Annotated in this window: 21 protein-coding genes and 2 pseudogenes; 12 read left to right on the top strand and 11 right to left on the bottom strand. The window is 72.9% G+C overall.

Annotated elements, in window-relative coordinates; genetic code table 11:
- Position 1 precedes the first annotated feature (1 nt).
- Positions 2-322 carry a hypothetical protein gene (locus OG738_RS28730; protein WP_329045532.1) on the top strand — a complete coding sequence of 107 codons (321 nt, stop codon included), beginning with the start codon at positions 2-4 and terminating at the stop codon, positions 320-322.
- Positions 323-441: 119 nt separating this feature from the next.
- Here the strand turns inward: OG738_RS28730 and OG738_RS28735 are convergent, their stop codons facing one another.
- Together OG738_RS28735 and OG738_RS28740 are read right to left on the bottom strand one after the other, a co-directional pair.
- Positions 442-2,070 carry a thiamine pyrophosphate-binding protein gene (locus tag OG738_RS28735; protein WP_329045534.1) on the bottom strand — a complete coding sequence of 543 codons (1,629 nt, stop codon included), beginning with the start codon at positions 2,068-2,070 and terminating at the stop codon, positions 442-444.
- Positions 2,067-2,840 (bottom strand): cyclase family protein, encoded by a 774-nt coding sequence (locus tag OG738_RS28740; protein WP_329045535.1) that lies wholly within the window; start codon positions 2,838-2,840, stop codon positions 2,067-2,069. Before OG738_RS28740 ends, OG738_RS28735 begins: the two co-directional genes overlap by 4 nt.
- Before the next feature lie 327 nt (positions 2,841-3,167).
- On the opposite strand from OG738_RS28740, the gene OG738_RS28750 reads away from it, so the two are divergent.
- Complete coding sequence (locus OG738_RS28750) at positions 3,168-6,221, top strand: RICIN domain-containing protein (RefSeq protein ID WP_442875816.1); 3,054 nt, start codon at positions 3,168-3,170, stop codon at positions 6,219-6,221.
- A 126-nt stretch (positions 6,222-6,347) separates the two neighbouring features.
- Here the strand turns inward: OG738_RS28750 and OG738_RS28755 are convergent, their stop codons facing one another.
- The 3 genes from OG738_RS28755 to OG738_RS28765 all read right to left on the bottom strand — a co-directional run bounded on the left by OG738_RS28755 (position 6,348) and on the right by OG738_RS28765 (position 8,889).
- On the bottom strand, positions 6,348-7,706 hold the full coding sequence (locus OG738_RS28755; protein ID WP_329045537.1) for an IS701 family transposase: 1,359 nt from the start codon (positions 7,704-7,706) through the stop codon (positions 6,348-6,350).
- A 65-nt stretch (positions 7,707-7,771) separates the two neighbouring features.
- Positions 7,772-8,617: an SAM-dependent methyltransferase gene (locus OG738_RS28760; protein WP_329045539.1), complete on the bottom strand. Its 846-nt coding sequence runs from the start codon at positions 8,615-8,617 to the stop codon at positions 7,772-7,774.
- A gap of 77 nt (positions 8,618-8,694) precedes the next feature.
- Complete coding sequence (locus OG738_RS28765; RefSeq protein WP_284742694.1) at positions 8,695-8,889, bottom strand: hypothetical protein; 195 nt, start codon at positions 8,887-8,889, stop codon at positions 8,695-8,697.
- A 198-nt stretch (positions 8,890-9,087) separates the two neighbouring features.
- Here OG738_RS28765 and OG738_RS28770 point away from each other — a divergent pair, with 198 nt between their 5' ends.
- Positions 9,088-9,822, top strand: a complete 735-nt coding sequence (locus tag OG738_RS28770; protein ID WP_329045543.1) for a sugar phosphate isomerase/epimerase family protein — start codon at positions 9,088-9,090, stop codon at positions 9,820-9,822.
- Positions 9,819-10,922 carry a Gfo/Idh/MocA family protein gene (locus OG738_RS28775; RefSeq protein WP_329045545.1) on the top strand — a complete coding sequence of 368 codons (1,104 nt, stop codon included), beginning with the start codon at positions 9,819-9,821 and terminating at the stop codon, positions 10,920-10,922. Before OG738_RS28770 ends, OG738_RS28775 begins: the two co-directional genes overlap by 4 nt.
- On the opposite strand, the gene OG738_RS28780 is transcribed toward OG738_RS28775, so the two are convergent.
- Positions 10,919-11,506 carry a TetR/AcrR family transcriptional regulator gene (locus tag OG738_RS28780; RefSeq protein WP_329045546.1) on the bottom strand — a complete coding sequence of 196 codons (588 nt, stop codon included), beginning with the start codon at positions 11,504-11,506 and terminating at the stop codon, positions 10,919-10,921. The genes OG738_RS28775 and OG738_RS28780 overlap by 4 nt on opposite strands.
- A gap of 96 nt (positions 11,507-11,602) precedes the next feature.
- Between OG738_RS28780 and OG738_RS44740 the strand changes: the two are divergent.
- From OG738_RS44740 to OG738_RS28790, 3 genes and pseudogenes are all read left to right on the top strand, one after another.
- Positions 11,603-11,743 (top strand): annotated as a pseudogene (locus OG738_RS44740) (DeoR family transcriptional regulator); the annotation flags it as partial.
- Between the two features lie 151 nt (positions 11,744-11,894).
- Complete coding sequence (locus tag OG738_RS28785) at positions 11,895-12,407, top strand: DeoR/GlpR family DNA-binding transcription regulator (protein ID WP_442875817.1); 513 nt, start codon at positions 11,895-11,897, stop codon at positions 12,405-12,407.
- Positions 12,404-13,594 carry an MFS transporter gene (locus tag OG738_RS28790; protein WP_329045548.1) on the top strand — a complete coding sequence of 397 codons (1,191 nt, stop codon included), beginning with the start codon at positions 12,404-12,406 and terminating at the stop codon, positions 13,592-13,594. The genes OG738_RS28785 and OG738_RS28790 overlap by 4 nt, the downstream gene beginning before the upstream one ends.
- Positions 13,595-13,628: 34 nt before the next feature.
- Here OG738_RS28790 and OG738_RS28795 read toward each other — a convergent pair whose 3' ends face one another.
- Positions 13,629-14,555 (bottom strand): cation diffusion facilitator family transporter, encoded by a 927-nt coding sequence (locus OG738_RS28795; RefSeq protein WP_329045549.1) that lies wholly within the window; start codon positions 14,553-14,555, stop codon positions 13,629-13,631.
- Positions 14,556-14,610: 55 nt separating this feature from the next.
- On the opposite strand from OG738_RS28795, the gene OG738_RS28800 reads away from it, so the two are divergent.
- Entirely contained in the window at positions 14,611-14,961 is a 351-nt protein-coding gene (locus OG738_RS28800; protein WP_329045550.1) for an ArsR/SmtB family transcription factor, read from the top strand.
- Here the strand turns inward: OG738_RS28800 and OG738_RS28805 are convergent.
- Positions 14,958-15,761 carry a MerR family transcriptional regulator gene (locus OG738_RS28805; RefSeq protein WP_329045551.1) on the bottom strand — a complete coding sequence of 268 codons (804 nt, stop codon included), beginning with the start codon at positions 15,759-15,761 and terminating at the stop codon, positions 14,958-14,960. The genes OG738_RS28800 and OG738_RS28805 overlap by 4 nt on opposite strands.
- A 7-nt stretch (positions 15,762-15,768) precedes the next feature.
- Entirely contained in the window at positions 15,769-17,028 is a 1,260-nt protein-coding gene (locus OG738_RS28810) for an amidase family protein (protein ID WP_329045553.1), read from the bottom strand.
- Between the two features lie 108 nt (positions 17,029-17,136).
- Here OG738_RS28810 and OG738_RS44745 point away from each other — a divergent pair.
- The 4 genes and pseudogenes from OG738_RS44745 to OG738_RS28830 form a co-directional block, all read left to right on the top strand.
- Positions 17,137-17,403 (top strand): annotated as a pseudogene (locus OG738_RS44745) (maleylpyruvate isomerase family mycothiol-dependent enzyme); the annotation flags it as partial.
- The gene (locus OG738_RS28820; RefSeq protein ID WP_329045556.1) at positions 17,369-17,707 is read left to right on the top strand and encodes a hypothetical protein; all 339 of its coding nucleotides are present in this window, start codon (positions 17,369-17,371) and stop codon (positions 17,705-17,707) included. The pseudogene OG738_RS44745 and the gene OG738_RS28820, both read left to right, overlap by 35 nt.
- Positions 17,708-17,857: 150 nt before the next feature.
- Positions 17,858-18,037, top strand: coding sequence for a hypothetical protein (locus OG738_RS28825; protein ID WP_329045557.1), 180 nt, complete (start codon positions 17,858-17,860; stop codon positions 18,035-18,037).
- 52 nt (positions 18,038-18,089) lie between these two features.
- Positions 18,090-18,536 (top strand): nitroreductase family deazaflavin-dependent oxidoreductase, encoded by a 447-nt coding sequence (locus tag OG738_RS28830; protein ID WP_329045558.1) that lies wholly within the window; start codon positions 18,090-18,092, stop codon positions 18,534-18,536.
- Between the two features lie 324 nt (positions 18,537-18,860).
- Here OG738_RS28830 and OG738_RS28835 read toward each other — a convergent pair whose 3' ends face one another.
- Both OG738_RS28835 and OG738_RS28840 read right to left on the bottom strand, forming a co-directional pair.
- The gene (locus tag OG738_RS28835; protein WP_329045559.1) at positions 18,861-19,490 is read right to left on the bottom strand and encodes a maleylpyruvate isomerase family mycothiol-dependent enzyme; all 630 of its coding nucleotides are present in this window, start codon (positions 19,488-19,490) and stop codon (positions 18,861-18,863) included.
- Positions 19,491-19,558: 68 nt separating this feature from the next.
- Positions 19,559-20,359, bottom strand: a complete 801-nt coding sequence (locus OG738_RS28840; protein WP_329045560.1) for an ANTAR domain-containing protein — start codon at positions 20,357-20,359, stop codon at positions 19,559-19,561.
- Positions 20,360-20,402 lie beyond the last annotated feature (43 nt).

Consider the following 20,402-nt stretch of genomic DNA (forward strand, 5'->3'; position numbering starts at 1 on the left):
CGTGCGCGTCACGCTCGCGCAGCGCCCCGACCTGGCCGAAGCGACGCGCGTGTACGCCGCCGAGACCCGGGCGGACGGCTTGCCCGCCGATCGCTGGCTCCGCACCCACGTCCGGGCCGGCGGCCGGATCGAGGCCGTCGCGCCCTGCTCCGCGACGGTCCAGGCACCTCTCGAAGACTGGCGACGGTGGACCGGGCTGCCGTTCGACCGCGACGGGGGAGTTCTCGTCCCGGGTGCGCTCGCTCCGGTGTTCGTGTCGACGGCCCAGGACTTCGCGGTCTACGTTGAGCCGAACGTCTGGGTGTCGCACCGCGTGGGCTAGCCGCGCAGCAGGACGTACGTCACGCTCGAAGGAGTTTTCGGCCACTCGAGCCCCGTCGGCGGGTGCGGCCACCAGCGTGGCGGCGGCGTCGGCCGGCATCCAGCGATGCCCGGGCCGGGTCAGTGCTTGAACGCCTCCGCGAGCCACCACGCCCCGCCGTCGTCGGCGATCTTCGCGTCGATCACCAGGGGCGCGGTGCGCGGGCCCGCGAGCCACTCGCGCACCGCGAAGAGGTCTTCGGCCGAGCGCACGGTGACGCCGTCGGCGCCGAAGCCGCGGCCGATCGCGGCGAGGTCGGAGTCGGGGAAGCGGACCGTGGTCAGGTCGGCGTCGCCGAAGTGGTGGATCTCCGCGCCGTACGCGGCGTCGTTGTAGACGATCACCACCAGCGGCAGGCCGAGCCGGACGGCGGTGTCCAGTTCGGACAGTGCCATGTGGAACCCGCCGTCGCCGGTGCCCAGCACCGGCAGCCGGTCCGGGCGGGCGAGCGCGGCGCCGATCGCGGTGCCCAGGCCCAGCCCGATGCTCTGGAACGCCTGCGTGAAGCAGAACCCCTGCTCGTCGGGCACCGAAAGGTACGCGCTCGGGTAGCCCATGAAGTTGCCGGAGTCGATCGAGACGATCCGCTCGACGGGCAGCAGCTCGTCCAGGAGCTTGCTCAGCGTGCGCGGATCGATGCGGCCCCCGCGCGAGAGGTCGTCGTGCTCGACGTCGGTCCAGCGGCCGGCCGCGATCCGGGCGGCGACGTCCTCGGTGCGGTAGCCCACCGCCTTGTGGTCGCCCAGCTCGCTCAGGACGTCTTCCGCGGTGCACCCCGCGTCGCCGACGACGCCGAGGTCGATCGGCCGGTGCGCGCCGAGGGCGCTCTGCTCGAGATCGACCTGGACGAGCCGCGCGTGCGGGCTGAGCAGCTTCCCGTGGCGCGTGGTCCACATGTTCAGCGCGCAGCCCCAGCCGACGACGAGGTCGGCGCCCACGATCAGCTCGGCGGCCGTCGGCGAGGCGAACCCGCCCGAGATGCCGAGCGCGAACGCGTCGCCGTGGAAGAGCCCGTGCGCGACGGCCGACGTCGCCAGCAGCGCGCCGCAGCGCGAAGCCAGCTCGCGCACCGGTTCCCGGCTCCCGCGGGCGCCGCGGCCGGCGATGAACACCGGCCGCTCGGCGGCGATCAGCAGGTCCGCCAGGTCGGCCGCCGCGCCGATGTCCGGCCGCATCGGCGCCGGCCCGGCGATCGGGGGCACCGGCTCCGGCGGTTCGGGTGCGGACTGGACCTGGACGTCGAGCGGCAGGTTCAGCACGACCGTCCGGCGCTGCTGCAGCGCGGTCCGGAAGGCCCGCACGGTGTCGGCCACCGCGCTCGCCGCCGAGTGCACGCGCTCCGGCACCGCGCCGACCGCGGTGGCGAGACCGTCCTGGTCGACGCGGAAGTTCGACAGCACCGACGCGCTCGCGGAGTCGGCGGCGACGACGATCATCGGCGTCCGGCTCTTGGCCGCCTCGGTGATGCCGGTCATCGCGTTGGTCAGCCCGCAGCCCTGGTGCAGCGACAGGACCGACACTTTGCCGCTCATCCGCGCGTAGGCGTCGGCCATGCTCGCCGCGCCGCCCTCGTGGCGGGCGGCGACGAACCGGACGCCGCCCGCGCGCAGCGCGTTCGTCACCTCGAAGTTGCCGCTGCCGACGACCCCGAACGCCGTGCCGACGCCGAGGCCGGCCAGCGTGCGGCCGACGAGTTCGGCGACGTTCACCGCTCCACCAGTGCCAGCACGCGGGCCGGGCTGCCGGACCCGCCGACGATCGGCAGCGGCGAGACCACCAGCAGCGTCCCGGTCGGCGGCAGCGAGGCCAGGTTCTGCAGCTGCGTCAGGCCGTGCTTCCCGGCGCCCAGCAGGAGTTCGTGGCACGGGAACATCGGCTCGAGCGCCGGCGCCTGGCCCGCGTCGGTGCCGACGGTTTCGACGCCGAGCCCGGTGATCGGCGTTTCCTCGGCGAGCCACCGCGCGCACTCGGGCGAGACGCCGGGGGAGTGCGACCCGGCCTCGTCGGCGTTGAGGAACCGCTCCTGGTCGTCGCTGCGCGCGTCCCAGCCGGTGCGGTACAGCAGCCAGCCGCCGTCGGGCAGCGGGCCGTGCTCGGCCGTCCACGCGGTGACGTCGTCGATCGAGAGCAGGAAGTCGGGATCCTGCGCGGCCCGCGCCGAGAAGTCCAGCACGACCGCGGGCGCGACCAAGGTCTTCAGCGGCACCCGCGAGACGTCGTGACCGTCCTTTCCGGACACCCAGTGGACGGGTGCGTCGAGGTGGGTGCCGGTGTGCTCGCCGGTGTGGATGTCGTTCCAGTACCACCGCGGGCCGCGCTCGTCGTAGCGGCTGATCTCCTCCAGCCGGAACGGGATGGTGTTGGCGAAGGGCTCCGGCAGCTGCAGGATCGGCGTGGCCGCGCTCAGCGGCGCGGTCAGGTCGACGATCTCGATCGACCCGTCGGCGATCGCCTTGCTCAGCCCGTCCAACAACGACATGCCTGCCTCCCGGCGCCGGTGTGCGTCCCGCCCGAGACCCTATGCCCGGCGGCCGCTCCTCGACAGTGGCGCGCTCGCGGCGCCGGCGATCAACCCGAGCACCGTGCTCGAGGCGTACCGCGAGTTGGTCCTGGAGGGGCTCGCGGAAAGCCGGCCGGGGGTGGGCACGTCCGTCACCGGCAGCCTGGCCGAACCCGGAACCCGCGTTGCCGCGGCCGCGGCGGGGGAGAGGGAGCTGCCGGACCCGCAGAACGGTCCGTATCCACCCAGCGGCTGCGGCAACACCGGCGGAGCAGGACCGGAAGCGTACGACTCGGTCGCTTTTGGATGTTCCAGGGCATCGAGACCGGCATCTTCGTCCTGCTGACGGCGGCGCTGCCGTACCTCGCGCTCCGGAGGCTGCGCACGATCGCTGACCCGCTCTCGTGGTTCGTCGTGAACTCCGACGAACGGCGGATTTACAACGTTGTATCAGCGCGGTACAACTGTTTTTACAACGTTGTAAATCCGAGCGGAGGCCGTCCCGTGTCGCTGAGCCGCAGGCAGTTCGTCACCGGAGCCGTCGCCGCCACCCTGCTGACCGGGGCAACCGTCCCGAACGCGACGGCCGCCGCTCTGCGGTGCCGCAAGGTCGCTCCCGCGAAGGGCGGGTTCTACGCGCCGAACGCCGCGCCGCTGAAGCCCGCCGCCTTCCTCAAGCTGCCGCCCGGGGCCGTCACCGCGCGGGGCTGGCTCGCCGGGCAGCTGAACCTGCAGCTCGGCGGCCTCTGCGGCCACTACCCGGAGACCTCGCACTTCCTCGACTTCACCACCAGCGGCTGGGTCCACCCCGAGCGCACCGGCTGGGAAGAGGTGCCCTACTGGCTGCGCGGCTACGTCGATCTCGCCGCCGTCACCGGCGACGCCACCGCGAAAGCCACCGCCGGGAAGTGGATCGACGCCATCCTCGCCACTCAGCAGTCCGACGGCTTCTTCGGCCCGACGGCGCTGCGGACCGCGCTCAACAACGGCCCGGACTTCTGGCCGTACCTCCCGCTGCTGCAGGCCCTGCGCTCCTGGCAGGAGTACACCGGCGACACCCGCGTCGTGCCGTTCCTGACCCGCTTCCTCAAGTACATGAACGCCCAGGGCAAGAGCGCGTTCGACTCCAGCTGGGTCTCCGTGCGCTGGGGTGACGGCCTCGACAGCGTCTTCTGGCTCTTCAACCGCACCGGCGACACCTTCCTGCTCGACCTCGCCGACAAGATCCACGCCTACGGCGCCGACTGGGTCGGGAACCTGCCGAGCCTGCACAACGTCAACATCGCCCAGGGCTTCCGCGAGCCCGCCCAGTACGCGCTGCGCTCCGGCGACGCGAACCTGACCCAGGCCACCTACTCCGACTACGCCACGGTCATGGCGACCTACGGCCAGTTCGCCGGCGGCGGCTTCGCCGGGGACGAGAACGCGCGGCCCGGCTTCGGCGACCCGCGCCAGGGCTTCGAGACCTGCGGGATCGTCGAGTTCATGGCCAGCCACCAGCTGCTCACCCGGCTGACCGGCGACCCCGTCTGGGCCGACCGCTGCGAGGACCTCGCCTTCAACTCCCTGCCCGCCGCCCTCGACCCCGCCGGGCGCGCGGTCCACTACATCACCAGCGCCAACAGCGTCGACCTCGACAACGTGCCCAAGAGCGAAGGCCAGTTCCAGAACGGCTTCGCGATGCAGGCCTACCTGCCGGGCGTCGACCAGTACCGCTGCTGCCCGCACAACTACGGCATGGGCTGGCCGTACTTCACCGAAGAGCTGTGGCTGGCCACCCCGGACAACGGCCTCGCGGCGGCGATGTACTCCGCGAGCAGCGTCACGGCGAAGGTCGGCGACGGCACGTCCGTGACCATCACCGAGGACACCACCTACCCGTTCTCCGAGCAGGTCACCTTCACCGTCCGGACGCCGAAGCGGCTGGCCTTCCCGCTGTACTTCCGGATCCCCGCGTGGTGCGCCGCGCCGCGGCTGGTCGTGGCGGGCGCACCGGTCGCGGCGGCGGCCGGGCCGGCGTTCGTCAAGGTCGACCGGACGTGGGCGACCGGCGACGTCGTCACGCTGACCCTCCCGCAGCGGACGACGACGCGGACGTGGTCGGCGAACCACGACTCCGTCTCGGTCGACCACGGCCCGCTGACCTACTCGCTGAAGGTCGGCGAGAGCTACCAGCAGATCGGCGGGACCGCGCAGTTCCCGGAGTACGCGGTGCACGCGACGACGCCGTGGAACTACGGCCTGACGGTCGACGCGGCGCTCACCTTCTCCGCGGCCGGCGGCGCGCTGCCCGCCAACCCGTTCACGCCGGACACCGCGCCGGTCAAGATCACCGCGCCCGCCCGGAAGATCGCGGAGTGGACCGCGGACGACCAGAACGTCGTCACGCCGCTGCAGGCGTCACCGGCGCACAGCGAGGCGGCGGTCGAAACGGTCACGCTGATCCCGATGGGGGCCGCGCGGCTGCGCGTCACGTCGTTCCCGACGGCCGACCCGAACGGGCACCCGTGGCTGCCCGGCGGCGGGGGAGCGGGCTTCCGGATCGTGAACCGCAACTCCGGCAAGGTACTGGGCGTCGACCAGATGTCCACCGCGGACAGCGCACGAGTGGTGCAGTTCGCCGACAACGGCACCGACGACCACGTCTGGCACCTCGTCGCGAACGGCGACGGCTGGTACCGGATCCGCAACCACCACTCGGGCAAGGTGCTCGGGGTCGATCAGATGTCCACCGCGGACAGTGCGAAGGTCGTGCAGTTCACCGACAACGGCACCGCGGACCACCTCTGGCAGCTGGTCGACAACGGCGACGGCTGGTGGCGGCTGAAGAACCGCAACTCCGGCAAGGTCCTCGGCGTCGACGGGATGTCGACCGCGGACAGCGCGCAGGTCGTCCAGTTCGCCGACAGCGGCACGGCGGACCACGTGTGGTCACTGGTCCCGGACGGCCGGCTGCGGGTCGAGAACCGCAACTCCGGCAAGGTACTCGGGGTCGATCAGATGTCCACTGCGGACAGTGCGCGGGTCGTCCAGTTCGCCGACAACGGGACCGCGGATCACCTGTGGAGCTTCGAGCCGACGGCGGCCGGCTGGTTCCTCATCCGCAACGCCAACTCGGGCAAGGTGCTGGGCGTGGACCAGATGTCCACAGCGGACAGTGCGATCGTCGTCCAGTTCACCGACAACGGGTCGGCGGACCACGAGTGGCGCCTGCGCGACGACGGCAGCGGCTGGTTCCGGATCGTGAACCGCAACTCCGGCAAGGTGCTCGGCGTCGACCGGATGTCGACGGCCGACAGCGCTCAGGTGGTGCAGTTCGGCGACACCGGGACCGCCGACCACCTGTGGCGGCTGCGCTAGTAGTACTTTGTTAGGTTTGGTGATGCTTGTTGCGGTGTAACGGTTTCACCGTTTGGTGGCAGGTCAGGCATGCGCCGGTCCAGGTCGCGAGGAGCCGTTGCAGCTCGCGGATGGCTGTGTAGAGGGTCAGGCCGGCGCAGCCGCTTTTGGGTCGCCTCGCAGCAGGGTGAGGAACAGGTGTGCGGCAGTGACCAGGGTGACGTGGCGATGCCAGCCTTGCCAGGAACGGCCCTCGAAGTGGTCCAGGCCCAGGCCGGTTTTGAGTTCGCGGTAGTCGTGCTCGATCCGCCAGCGGATCTTGGCGTAGCGGACGAGATCGGCGGCAGATGTGGTGGCGGGAAGACTGGACAGCCAGTAGGTGACCGGTTCGGGCTCGTCGTCGGGCCACTCGGCGATCAGCCACCGCTCGGGCAGGGCGCCGTCTTCGGCGCCGCGGGGGACGCGGTGCCCGGCGGGCCGGACCCGCAGGAACACGAACCGGGAGCTCAGGGCGCCTTTGCTGCCTTCGCGCCAGGTGATGGTGAGCGCGGCCTCACGGCCGGCGGCGGCCACGTGCCGGGCCAGGCTGAGCGGTTCGTCGGTATAGACGGGCGTGGCGGCCGGTGGCCGGCCGCATCGGCCCGTGCCGGACCATTCCCGCGGGACGGGGGCCGCCTCGCTGGTGTGGGCCAGGGCCTCGCTTTTGAGTTGCACGTTGTAGGCGATGTTCCGCTCGTCGAGCGCGGCCCGGAACTGGCTGTTGTCGCCGTAGCCGGCGTCGGCGACCAGCACCGGTGGCCGCAGCCCGTGTTCGGCGAGTTCGTCCAGCATCTCGACGGCCAGCATCCACTTCGGACGGTGGCCTTCGTTCTCGGGTATGCCGCACCGGTTCCGGCGCGCCCTGGCGGCCTCGGTGACCGCCTCCACGTCCACCTCGGTCCCGGCGCTAACCTGCTCGCCTGCCGGCGCGGCTCGTGGTGCGTTCCTCAGCGTCTTGCGACGGTTGGCTTTGGCTGCCTTGACCGCCGCCGGGCCTGCTTTGGTGGTGTCCCATGACTCCGGCAGGAACAGCCGCCAGCCCAGCGGGCAGGAGGCGGTATCGGTGACCGCGTGCACACTGACCCCGATCTGGCAGTTGGCGACTTTGCCCAAGGTCCCGGAGTACTGCCGGGCCACGCCCGGTGAACTCGTGCCGTCCTTGGGGAAGCCGCTGTCGTCGACCGCCCAGGCGACCGGATCGACAGCCTCCACCGCTCGCTGGGCCAGCCGTGCTCGCACCGTGTCGGTGTCCCAGGTCGAGGTGGTCAGGAACTGTTGCAGTCCTTGATGATCCACTCCCAGGCGTTCCGCCATCGGCTGCATCGACTTACGTCGCCCGTCCAGCAACAGTCCCCGCAGATACGTCTCGCCCTTGGCCCGCTGATCCGACCGGGCCAAGGGAGCGAACACCTCCGCCGCGAAGGCCTCAAGACGTTGCCGGACATGGACAAGCTCGTCGGGAGTCACCGGGGCATGAAATCATCCAGCCTGCTTCACGTCCCCACGACACGCCAAGACCTAACAAAGTACTACTAGCGCTTGACGCCGACGATCCCGGCCACGCACTTCGCCGAATTCGACAGGGGCGTGAGCCGGGGACCGTCCGGCCACCACTCGTCGCACACCGCCAGGCCGGGCGCGGACGTCGCGTTCGGCGGCAGGAACTCCAGTCCCGGCAGCATGGCTTCGATCTCCACGCGGGTGCGGAACCGGCCGGCGCCCAGCGGGCCCTGGACCAGGATCTGCTCGATGCGCTTGGCGATCGCGGTCAGCTCCGGCACCTCGGGGTCGAAGAAGTGCGACAGCACCACGTACGAACCCGGGGCCAGCGCGTCGATGTACTCGCGCATGACGTCGACCGCGCCGTCGCCCTCGAAGTGGTGCATCGTGCCGACGTGCAGCAGCGCGACCGGCTCCGAGAAGTCGATGTGGCCGCGCACCTCGTCGTTGCCGAGCACCGCTTCCGGCTGGAAGATGTCCGCTTCGACCATGTGCGTGAAGTCGTTCTCCACGAGCAGCGCGCGGCCGTGCGCGAGGACCACCGGGTCGTTGTCGACGTAGACGACGGTGTGGTCCTTGTCGATGCGCTGGACGATCTGGTGCGTGTTCTCCGCCGTCGGCAGCCCGGACCCGCAGTCGAGGAACTGCCGGATCTTGGTCTGGCTCGCCAGCATCCGCAGCGCGCGGTTGTGGAATCCGCGGTTGCCGCGGGCGATGTCGACCGCCTCCGGCACGGCCGCGCGGATCTTCTCCATCACGACGCGGTCGACTTCGTAGTAGTTGTTGCCGCCGAGGAAGCCGTCGTAGATCCGCGCGATGCTCGGCCGGTCGGGGTCGACTCCCACCGGCTTCTGGCTCGGGGACAGCGTCTCGGACATGGCGACCTCGCAGGACTTCGGCGGGAAGCGGTGCGCCACCCAGCGTAGTAGTCCGCGTCCGCGCGGTGAACGCGAGGTCAGCCGCTGGGACGAAGTCGCTGGTCAGGGATGTCGTCGCGGGCGCGCTCGGCGCGTTCGCGGCGCAGCCGGGCGAGGTGCTGCTCGATCCGCCGGTCGAGGTCGCGTGCGGCCTCGGACAGTTCCGTCAGGTCGCGACGGGACGCCGGGTGGCCGACGGCCCCCGTGTCCACTTCGTCCCCTGCCCTGTCCACTGCCGGCACCTCCCGGGTCGGATCGGCTCTGACTGCGTCAAAGCGTTACTGCCCCAAGCGGCCTACGCCAAAACAACCGGAGCACTGAGCCCGGCAAGCCGGGTGCCGCCGTCCGGTGGATCGGGCGCGAAATCCCTGGTGCCAATTTTGACCAAGTGGTAGAAATTCAGCGGAACCCCATGACTCCAGGAGCCGGTGATGAGCGAGCTTTCCGTGCAGCTGTACTCGGTCCGCGACGCCTTCGCGGCCGACCCCGACGGCACCCTGCGGCGGCTCGCCGCGATCGGCTTCACGCGGGTCGAGCCGTACGGCGTCGTCGAAAACGTCGAAGCGCTGCGGGCCGGCCTGCCGTCGAACGGGCTGACCGCCCCGACCGCGCACGCCCGCCTGATCGGCGCCGACCAGGCGGCCGTCTTCGCCGCCGCGGCCGAGCTGGGCATCGGCCTGGTCATCGACCCGCTCGTCAAGCCGGAGCAGTGGCAGGACCCGGCCGACATCGCGGCCACGGCGGACGCGCTCAACGCCGCCGCCAAGGTCGCGGCCGAGCACGGTGTCGGAGTCGGCTACCACAACCACTGGTGGGAGCTGGAATCGCGGATCGACGGCCGCAGCGCCTTCGAGGTGTTCGCCGACCAGCTCGACCCGGCCGTCGCGCTGGAGGTCGACACGTACTGGGCGACCGCGGGCGGCGAGGACGCGCCCGCGCTGCTGCGCCGGCTCGGCGACCGCGTCCGCGCGATCCACGTCAAGGACGGCGGCCTGGCCACCGACGCCACCGGCCAGGTGCCCGCCGGGCAGGGCCGGGTGCCGGTCGCCGACGTGCTGGCCGCCGCGCCGGACGCGCTGCGCGTGGTCGAGTTCGACGCCTACGACGGTGACCTCTTCGAGGCCATCGCCGCCGGCCACGCCTACCTGACCGGCGCCGGCCGGTGACCGGCGGCCCGGTCGGCGTCGGGATCGTCGGCGCCGGCGTCATCTGCGGCACCTACCTCGAGAACCTGACGAGCTTCCCGGACGTCCGCGTGCTGCGGATCGCCGACCTCGACGTCGACCGTGCCGCGGCCCGCGCGGCCGAGCACGGCGTGCCGCGCTCGGGCACGGTGGCCGAGCTGCTCGACGACGCGGAAGTCGAGATCGTCGTCAACCTGACCATCCCGGCTTCGCACGTCGACGTGGGGCTCGCCGCCCTCGAAGCGGGCAAGCACGTCTGGGCCGAGAAGCCCCTCGCCCTGGACCGCCAGACCGGCCGCAAGCTCCTCGATCGCGCACAGGAGAAGAACCTGCGCGTGGCCAGCGCGCCCGACACCGTCCTCGGCGCCGGGCTGCAGACCGCCCGCCAGGCCATCGACGCGGGCCGGATCGGCCGGCCCCTGACCGCGTTGGCCCTCTTCCAGGTGCCCGGGCCGGAGAGCTGGCACCCGGCGCCGGAGTTCCTCTTCCAGGCCGGCGGCGGGCCGCTGCTCGACATGGGCCCGTACTACCTGACGACGCTGGTGCACCTGCTCGGCCCGATTCAGCGCGTCACCGGCGCCGGTGGCCGGGCGCGCGACACGCGCGTCATCGGGTCCGGGCCGCGGGCCGGCACGGAGTTCCCGGTGACCGTGCCGACGACGGTCACCGCGCTCGTCGACTTCGAGGCGGGCGGCTCGGCCCAGCTCGTGCTGAGCTTCGACTCGGCGCTCAAGCGGACCGGATTCGTCGAGCTGACCGGCACGCTCGGCACCGCCGTGCTGCCGGATCCCAACCGCTTCGACGGCTCGACGGCGCTGCACCTGCCGGGGCACCCCGAACCGGAAGAGCTGACAGCGCAAGGACATGCGGCTTCGCGGGGCACCGGCGCCGTGGACCTCGCCCGGGCGATCCGCGCGGGCGTGCCGGAACGCGCGTCCGGCGAGCTGGCCTACCACGTGCTCGACGCGATGCTGGCGATCGACGAGTCCCTGACGCGCGGGCAGGGTGTCGAGGTCGCGAGCACCGTCGAGGTCCCGCCCGCGCTGCCGGCGGGCTGGGACCCGTACGCGAAGACCCTCTAGAACGGGACGGTGAGCAGGTTCTGCAGGTAGAAGCGCAGCGATCCCACCAGGTCGACGTCGCCGGGGACGGTCAGCCACTGCACCTGCAGGCCGTCCATCAGCGCGATGAACGTCAGCGTCGCCAGGCCGGGGTCGACGCCGTCCCGCAGCTCACCGCGGGCGGCCAGAACCGCGAACGACTCGTGCACGCCGTCGCGCGCGGCCCGGTAGTGGCGCACGAAGTACTCGTGCGCCGGATGATCCGGGGAGACCGCCTCGGCGGCGAGCCGCGAGTAGAGGTCGACGATCCCGGGGTGGCGGACGTTGTGCTCGGCGAGCGCGACGAAGTGGCGCAGGACCTCGAGCCCGGGCGGCACGGTCAGCTGCTCGCGCTCGGAGTCCTCGGCGTCGCGCCGTTCGAGCACGGCGGCGAGCAGGGCCTCCTTGGTGGGGAAGTAGTACAGCAGGCCGGCGTGCGAAATCCCGACGCGCTTGGCGATCTCCCGCAGCGACGAGCCGTGGTAGCCGAGCTCGCCGTACGCGGCGGCCGCCGCCGTGATGATGTCCTCGCGGCGGATCCGGCCCTTCAGGTAGCCCCCGGTCACGGGGTCGCGGTGATCTCGGCGGCGTGCACGGCCCCATCATGCCGCAGCGACTTTTCGCACAAGCGACGTGAGCGGACGAACAAATCGATTGTGCGAATGCTCGCGGCTTGCGAACATCGCCGAGTGAAGAGTGCGGAACGGCAACGGATCATCGTGGAGCGGCTGCGCGACGCGGACCAGGTCGCCGTCGCGGACCTGGCCTCGGCGACGGGTGCGTCGGAGATGACCGTGCGCCGCGACCTCGACCACCTGGCCTCGCGCGGCGTGCTGCGGCGAGTGCACGGGGGAGCCGTCCCGGCGTCGCCGTCGGGGATCGAGCCGCCGTTCGCCGCGCGGGCGACGGCGGCCATCGAGACCAAGCGGGCCATCGCGGCCGCGGCCGCCGAATTTGATCCGCGACGGCGAAACGATCGTCCTGGACAGCGGCACCACGGCCCTGGAGCTGGCCCGGCTGCTGCGCGGGCGCCCGGTCACCGTCATGCCGCTGTCCCTGCACGCGGTCCGCGAGCTGGCCGACGACCCGGACGTCCGGCTGCTGCTGCCGGGCGGCGAGCCGCGGCCGGGGGAACTGTCCCTGGTCGGCCCGCTGGCGCTGGCGTCGCTGCGGGCGCTGCGGTTCGACGTCGCTGTGCTGAGCCCGTGCGCGTTCGGCCTCGACGCCGGGCTCACCGCGTTCGACCTGGGTGACGCCGAGGTCAAGCAGGCGGCCCTCGACGTCTCGGCCCGGGCGATCGTCCTAGCCGACGGCGCCAAGTGGGGCCGCGCCGCGCTCGCCCACGTCTGTCCCGCCGCGCGCGCGGACGTCCTGATCACCGACCCGGGCGCGCCCGAGGACCAGCGCGAGGCGCTGGCCGACCTCGGTGTGCTCGTGCACGTCGCCGTCCCCCTGGAGAGCCGATGACGACCGCCCCGCCCCGCCCGCGTGCCGCCCGGTTCGCGACCTTCATGTTCTTCGGCCTCAACGGGTTCGCGATGGGCATGTGGGTGGTGCACATCCCGAACGTCGAGCGCGCGACCGGCATCTCGCACAGCACGCTGGGCGCGCTGCTGCTGGTGCTCGGCGGCGCGGCGTTCGCGGGCATGCAGATCTCCGGGCCGCTCGTCGACCGGCTCGGCCACCGTCGCTTGGTCCCCGCGGCGGGCGTGCTGCTCGGGCTTGCCTTGTGCGGCCCGGGATTCGCGAACTCGTGGTGGACGCTCGGGCTGACGCTCATCCTCTTCGGCTTCGGCAACGGCGCGATCGACGTCGGGATGAACTCCCACGCGGTGGTGGTCGAGCGAGCCTACCCGCGGCCGATCATGGCGGCGTTCCACGCGATGTGGTCGATCGGCGGCGCGTTCGCGGCGGTCATCGGCGCGGCGACGCTCGGCGCGGGCGTGCCGACCGGCGTCACGCTCACCTGCACCGGCGTGCTGTGCGTGGTGCTTTCCCTGGTGTCGGCGCGGTTCCTGATGGAGCCGTCCGACGCGCCCGCCGCGGCGGCTTCCGAGCCGTCACCGGTGGCGCGCCGTCGCACCCCGGGACGCGTGGTGTGGCTGCTCGGTCTGCTGGCGCTCGCGCTGATGCTGTCGGAGGGCGTCGCGAACGACTGGGCGGCGCTGCACATGGAGAAGGTCCTGGGCACCTCGGCCTCCACGGCCGCCTTGGCGTACGGCGCGTTCGCGGTGGCGATGACGACCGGCCGCTTCCTGACCGACCGCGTCGCGGCTTGGGCCGGCCCGGCGGCGATCGTCCGCTACGGTGCGACGCTGGCGGCGGTGGGCCTGACGACGGCCGCGGCGGCGCCGTGGGTCCCGCTGTCGCTGGTGGGCTGGGCGCTGTTCGGCCTGGGGTTGTCCGGTGGCGTCCCGCAGCTGTTCACCGCGGCGGGCAACCTGGACACGCGGGCGTCGGGCGCGTTGATGGCCCGGGTGGTCGGGCTCGGCTACGTGGGCCTGCTGGCCGGACCCGCGCTGATCGGCGGGCTGACGCGGTGGATGCCGTTGAACGTGACCTTCGCGGTGCCGGTGGTGCTGTGCGTGCTGGCGGCGGTGTTCGCGGGCGTGCTGAGCCCGAAGCCGGCCCCGGTGGAGGAACCCGTCGGCTGATCCCCGCCTTCACGGCGTTCGGGCTGCGCCGGAGTCAGTGCACGCGCTCGGCGGCCGGTTCGGTGTGGACCACCACCGCGGTCAGGTGGGGGACCACGTGCACGAGCCGGTGCTCCACCTCGTGCGCGAGCGTGTGGGCCTGCGTGACCGTCAGGTCCGCGGCGACCGTCACCGCCAGCTCGGCCCGCAGGTGGTGCCCGATCCATCGCATCCGGAGGTCACGGGCGCCGAGCACGCCGTCGACGTCGAGCGCGGTCCGCTCGGCCAGTTCGACCGACGCCGGGTCGACGGCGTCCAGCAGCCGCCGGAAAACCTCCTTCGCCGCGTCCCGGAGGACGAACACGATCGCGACGGTGATGCCGAGCCCGACGATCGGGTCCGCGGCGGGAAAGCCGAACGCGACCCCCGCCGCACCCGCGACGACGGCCAGCGAGGTGAAGCCGTCCGTGCGGGCGTGCACGCCGTCGGCGACCAGCGCGGCCGAGCCGATCTCGCGGCCGACCTTGATCCGGTACCGCGCGACGACCTCGTTCCCGGCGAAGCCGATCACCCCCGCCGCGGCGACCACCCACGGGTGCCCGACCGGCTGGGGATCGACCAGCCGCCGGACGGACTCGTACCCGACGAGCACCGCCGAAGCCGCGACGACCAGCACGACGACCACCCCGGCGAGGTCCTCCGCGCGCCCGAGGCCGTAGGTGTAGCGCCGCGTCGCCGCCCGCCGGCCGAGCAGGAACGCGACGCCGAGCGGGACGGCGGTCAGCGCGTCGGCGAAGTTGTGGATCGTGTCGCCGAGCAGCGCGACCGACCCGGTGACGAGCACGAGCACCAGCTGCGCGACCGCGGTCACGAACAGCGCGGCGAACGACCACGTCAGCGTGCGCAGGCCGCGCGAGCTGGATTCGAGCGCGTGGTCGACGCGGTCGGCGGAGTCGTGGCTGTGCCCGTGTCCGTGTCCCATGGTCGTGAGTCTATCTGCGCACACACGCAGATACGCAAGTAGTAGGGTTCAGGGCATGCACGCGTCGCTGCCGGAGTTCGACATGCCCACCGACGAGCAGGTTCACCTGGCGGCGGAGTCGTTCCGCCTCCTCGCCGACCCGACCCGCATCAAGGTGCTGTGGGCGCTGCTGCAGGGCGAGTCTTCGGTGGCGTGCCTGGCCGAGCTGGCGGGCGCGGCTCCGACGGCGGTGAGCCAGCACCTGGCCAAGCTCCGCCTGGCGGGCCTGGTGAAGGGCCGTCGACAGGGAACGTTCGTGTACTACTCGGCGGCGGACGACCACGTGCGCGGGTTGCTGGCCCAGGCCCTGCACCACGCGGACCACCTGGACCGCGACCTCCCGGCCGAGCACGCCCACCGGCCCTAGCCGATCGGCTCCTGCAGCTCCGTCACCCAGCCCGCGGCATCCTCCGGGCAGTCCAGGTACAGCTCCCGCTGCGGCCCCGCCGACGCGAACCCGTGCTCGTCGATCCACCGGACCACCGCCTGCCAGCTCGGCAGCACGTCGTCGATCGCGCCGCGGTGGACGAGCGTCGCCGCCCTCGTCGCCGGGAGGTCCGCCACCGTCAGCCCGTTGAGGTCACCCGGCCCCACCGACGCCGGAACCGCCGCGTGCACGACGACTTCGTCCTCGGCGCGCTGCTCGTAGTAGCACGTCAGCCGCCCGGCCGGGGTGACGTCCGCGGTGGCGAGGCGGTGGCCGAGTTCGGCGCACAGCGGGCGGACCACCGGGCCGATCGCCTCCGGCGCGAACCCCGCCGCCACGCCGGTCAGCTCCACCACCCGCATCGCCGGCAGCTCCTTGATCACGACGTCGGGTGCGCGCCCCTCCTCCTCGATCGTCCGCAGCCGGGCCTCCACCTGCGCGAGCCTTGCCGCGCCCTCGGCCAGCGCCGCCTCCAGCTCCGCGCGCCGCAGCGTCAACATGCCGCGCACCTGCTCCGCCGTCACCTCGTCGGCCAGCAGCGTCGCGACCTGCTCGAGGGTAAACCCGAGGTCCTTCAGCGCGACGATCCGGTTGAGCCGCGCCAGCTGGCCCGCGGTGTAGCTGCGGTAGCCGGTCGCCGGGTCGACGCGTGCCGGCCGCAGCAGCCCCAGCGCGTCGTAGTGGCGCAGCATCCGGACCGACACCCGGCCGTGGCGGGCGAAGTCGCCGATCGAGAACACGCACCGATCATTCCGCAGGCGGGACGAACCCGCCGAGGACGTCCGCGGCGAGGTCCGCGAACGTGATCGGGGTGTCGTCCTCGTGCGCCGGCCCGACGACCTGCAACCCGACCGGCAGCGCGCCCGCGAGCGGCGCGCTCACCGCGGGCAGCCCGGGCAGCGACGCCTGCGCGATCCAGAACACCTGGTCGTCGTAGCGGTCGCGGTCGTCGTGCTTCGGCGCCGTCGTGAACACGGTCGGGCAGAGGAAGACGTCGACGTCGGCGAAGTACCGGGCCCAAGCCGCGCCCAGCGCCGCCCGCTGCCGCTCCTGCTCGGCCGCCCCGGCCGGTTCACCGCCTTCCTGCGCGGCGAAGAACCACTCGACCTGGAAACCGAACGCCTCGGCCTGGACGCGCGGATCGACGCCGTCCGGCCAGCCTTCGTGGATCTTGACGCCGGTCCGGGCGAGCGCGTCGACGGCGTCGGACAGGACCTTGCCCACCTCGTCGGTCACCGGGCAGTGCGGATCGTCGAGGACGACGCCGACCCGGAAGTCCGCGAGCCGCGACCGGCGTGACGGCGGTCCCGGCTCGCCGGTGACGCTCAGCGCGAGCCGCAGGTCGGCGGCCGAGCGGGCCAGGGGACCGACCGTCGACGGGAACTCCCGGACGAGGCCGGCGGGCTGCCCGGGCGGCTGGAAACCCCGCAGCGGCACGGTTCCCGGCGTCGGCTTGAGGCCGTAGACGCCGCAGTACGCCGCCGGGATCCGGATCGACCCGGCCAGGTCGGAGCCGTACTCCACAAAGGACAGTCCGGCGGCGAGCGCGGCGGCCGCGCCCCCGCTCGAGCCGCCCGGCGTCCGTGCCTTGTCCCGCGGGTTCAGTGTCCGGCCGTAGAGCGGGTTCACGGTCCGGCCGAAGTCGGCGAGCAGGTGGTGCACGTTGGACTTGCCGACGACGATCGCGCCTGCCGCATGCAGCCGCTCGACGACCACGGCGTCCCGGTCCGCGACGGCGTCGGCGAACGCCGGCTCGCCCCAGGTGGTGGCCAGTCCGGCGACGGCGAAGGCGTCCTTGATGGTCATCGGGACGCCGTGCAGTGGGCCGCCGGTCGTCGCGTCGGCGGTGGCCGCCGAGTTCAAGGCGAAGTCGCGCCGGGTCGCGACGACGGCGTTGACGTCGGAGGCGTCGATGCGGGCGAAGAGCTGTTCGGTCAGCTCGCGGGACGAGAGCGTGCCCCGGCGGAGGTCGGCGGCCACCTCGGTGGCGGTGCGGAAGAACGTCATGGGTCCGGGATAGCGGCTGACACGGTGTCAGGGTCAACGGTCGAGTCCGGCCGGCCCCGTTCGTCCTGGGGAGGAAGACCACCTCGACGAAGGAGCGAAATGGACACGATGGACTTGTACCGGCGCGCGCAGGCCGGGTTCGACGCGGCGCTGGCCGCGGTGCGCGACGACCAGTGGCAGACGCCGTCGGCGTGCGCGGAGTGGTCGGTGCGGGATGTCGCCGGGCACGTGGTCTGGGGCCAGCGTCAGCTGCGGGCATGGGCGAGTGGCGAGGCCTACGCCGAGACCGCGGGCGCGCCGGGAGCGCCGCACCCCGCGGTGCTGGCGGGGGGAGGACCCCGTGGCGACGTGGCGGGCCGCGGCGGTCGCGACGCTGACCGAGGCGGAACTGCGACGCCCGGTGTCGCTGCCGGGGCTCGGCGAGGTGCCGGTCGCGGGCATCGTCACGCTGCTGAGCACCGACCTGGTCGCGCACAGCTGGGACATCGGCTCGGCCACCGGGCAGGACGTGCGCGTCCCGCCGGAGCTGGTGGCGGTGGCGTTCACCTGGGCCCGGGCGAACGTCGTGCGGCGGCCGGGGTTCTTCGGGCCGGAGCTGGTCCCGCCCGCAGGTGTCGACGAGCAGACGCGGATGCTGGCGTTCCTCGGCCGCCGGGCCTGGGCGCCGGTGCCGGCGTAGGGAGTCCCTCTGAGCTGCGGAGTTCAGCGTCGGCCGAGGTCTTTTCGCCTGTCGGCTCCTACCCGTGGGTGTTTTCGGTTCGCGCCGCGGTGGTAGCCACGAGTGATCGCCGTCCGAACCGCGGACGGCAGCGTGGCGGAGGGAAGACCGATGCCGACCGCAGCCCGCATGACCGCACCTCCGGCGCCGCCCGAGCCGGTGCCGCCCGATCCCGCCGTCCCGGACCCGTCGCTGCCCGGTCCGGCCCCCGATCGGCCGGCGCCGCAGCCGGGCACGCCCGTCCCGGACCCGTTGCCGCCGGAACCGCAGCCCGGTCCCGAGCGGCACTGAGTATGGATCACAGATGATATGAGCTTCATATAATCTGGTGTACGGTCGTGACATGACAACAGCACAGAACTACCGGCGGATGGTCAACGCCGGGAACAAGATCGTCGTGGGGCTCCAGCGGCTGGGCGTGGCGTTCGGCCCGATGCAGCTGCTCACGGTCCCCGGACGGCGCACGGGAGTGCCGCGCACGTTCCCGATCGCGGTCATCCCCATCGACGGCGACCGTTACATCTTCCAGGCCTACCCGAAGGCGGCCTGGGTCGCGAACGCCCGAGCGGCGTCCGAAGTGACGCTCACCCGCGGCCGCCGCACCAAGCCGGCCCGTCTGACGGAGGTCCCGGTCGAGGAGCGCCGCCCACTCCTGCGCGAGCTGGTGGCGAGCAGCCCGGCCAGCGTCGGAAAGCGCCTGGTGACCACGGGCCTCGCGGACGCACCGACCCCGGACGCGGCCGCCGCGGCGGCGGAGCGCATCGCGGTGTTCCGCATCGAGCCCCTCTGAGCGGGAGCCTCTCGGCGCGGTGAGGGGGAGCGGACCGATGTGGCCGGGCTGGGCGCGCAACCAGGCGCGCGGCGGCGAGCCAAGCCGCCGCGGCTGGATCACGGTCCATCCCAGCGGCCAGGCCCGGACCGCCGCCGGCCCGTTGGTGGCATCCGTCCACCCGGGGTGGCCCGGCCCCCGTCCGGGTGGCGGCCTACCCGGCCGCCTTGGCGTGGCCGGTCCCGATCGGGCGCCTTGCCGCGGTCGGGCCCAGCCTCGCCGCTGGTGTTCGGCTGCACCCCCGCCCACCGAGCGCAGCCCAGCTCACCAGGGCCACAGCCAGGCTCAAGCCGTCCGGTACCGGGCCGAGAGCTGCTCCAACCCGGCCCCCGACAGCCGGTCCAGCGCCGCCGAGCGGCCGGTCATCGCCATCACCAGTGCGAGCAGCGGGCCCGTCACCTCCGGCCCGCTGCCCGCCGACCATTCCGCGTCGGTGGCCCGCAGCGTCAGCCCGGCCACCCGGTTCTTCGCCCCGATCAGCATGTTGGACCGCCGGTAGAACTCGGCGACCCGGATCAGCGTCGCGGCGGGGAACGCGCGGTCGAGGCCGAGCGGCCAGCGGATGTCCGTGCCGTGCACGACGATCTCGCCGAGCCACGTGTCCGCCGGGCCCGGCGGGCTCGTCGTGTCGTTCACGTGCGCGCGCAGCCGGGCGAGCGTCGCCGCGGGGCCGTCCGCCGTCTCGCGCGCGACGTTCTTCGCCGTCATCGCGGTGAACCGGAACCCGGCGCCGGCCAGCCGCGTGAAGAACGCGACCGGCGGCAGCGTCGCGGTCGAGACGAGGTGGCCGAGCACGTCGTGGACCGTCCACTCGCGACACAGCGACGGCGTCGACCAGGCGGTCACGTCGGCGAGGTCGTCGGCCAGCGCGGCACGTTCGCGGTGGATCTCGGGCCAGGGGCCGGAAGCCGGCATCGGACCTCCTCGGGCCGTCCGGGATCGGCGATCCCGGTGCACGCACGTCGTCCGCGACGCCGGGAGCGTTACACGCCGGCCAGCTCGGCCTCACCCGCGAACGCCCGCAGCACCTGCTCGGCGGCGGCGCGCGCGGCCGGACCCGGGTGGATCGTGCGGTCGCCGTCCGGCTGCGGCGCCGGGGCCCCGGCCAGCAGCTCCACCAGCGCGACCGCGAGCTCGCGCACCTTGACGTTGAACTGCTGGCTCGCCCGCCGCAGCGTCGCCCAGGCCTCGTCGGGGTCGCAGCGCCGCAGGGCGATGACGATGCCCTTCGCCTCCTCGAGCGCGGCCCGCGACTGCAGCAGGTCCAGCAGCTGCTCGGTCCGGTCGGGCCGGGCCGCTTCGGCGACGAGCAGCGCCGCCGTCGTGAGCCTTTCGTGCCGCCGCAGCACTTTCAGCGACTCTTGGGTGGCAGGCCGGTCGAGCGTCACCGACAGCACCATGCTGCTCTCGCCGTCCCACGGCGCGGGCAGTGCCGCGACGCCGCGGACGCGCGACCACTCCGCCGCCGGCTCGGGGTGCCGCTCGAGCACCCCGCTCAGGGTCAGCGACGGCCAGCGTTCGTCGGCGAAGACGTCGGCCGTGACGACCGGCTCGCCCGTGCGGTCCGCCGTCGGGACCGGGCCGCCGAACCCGTTCAGCTGGGCCGGGACGAACAACTCGGCGAGCCCGCGGGTGGCGGCCGTGTGCAACGGCTTTCCGTTGTGGTGCACGGACAGCGCCGCGCCGACGGCGCCTGGCACGTCGGCGGCGATCCGCTCCAGGAGCTCTTCGAGCAGCGCGGTCACCGGGACACGCTTGCCCGTCAGGGTCTTCTCGCTGGTCACGTGACCTCCTCCGACGGCCTGGGGAGCGGGGCCGGGCGCCCGG

Origin of the sequence: Amycolatopsis sp. NBC_01488 (genome assembly GCF_036227105.1) — a bacterium.
GTDB lineage: Bacteria > Actinomycetota > Actinomycetes > Mycobacteriales > Pseudonocardiaceae > Amycolatopsis.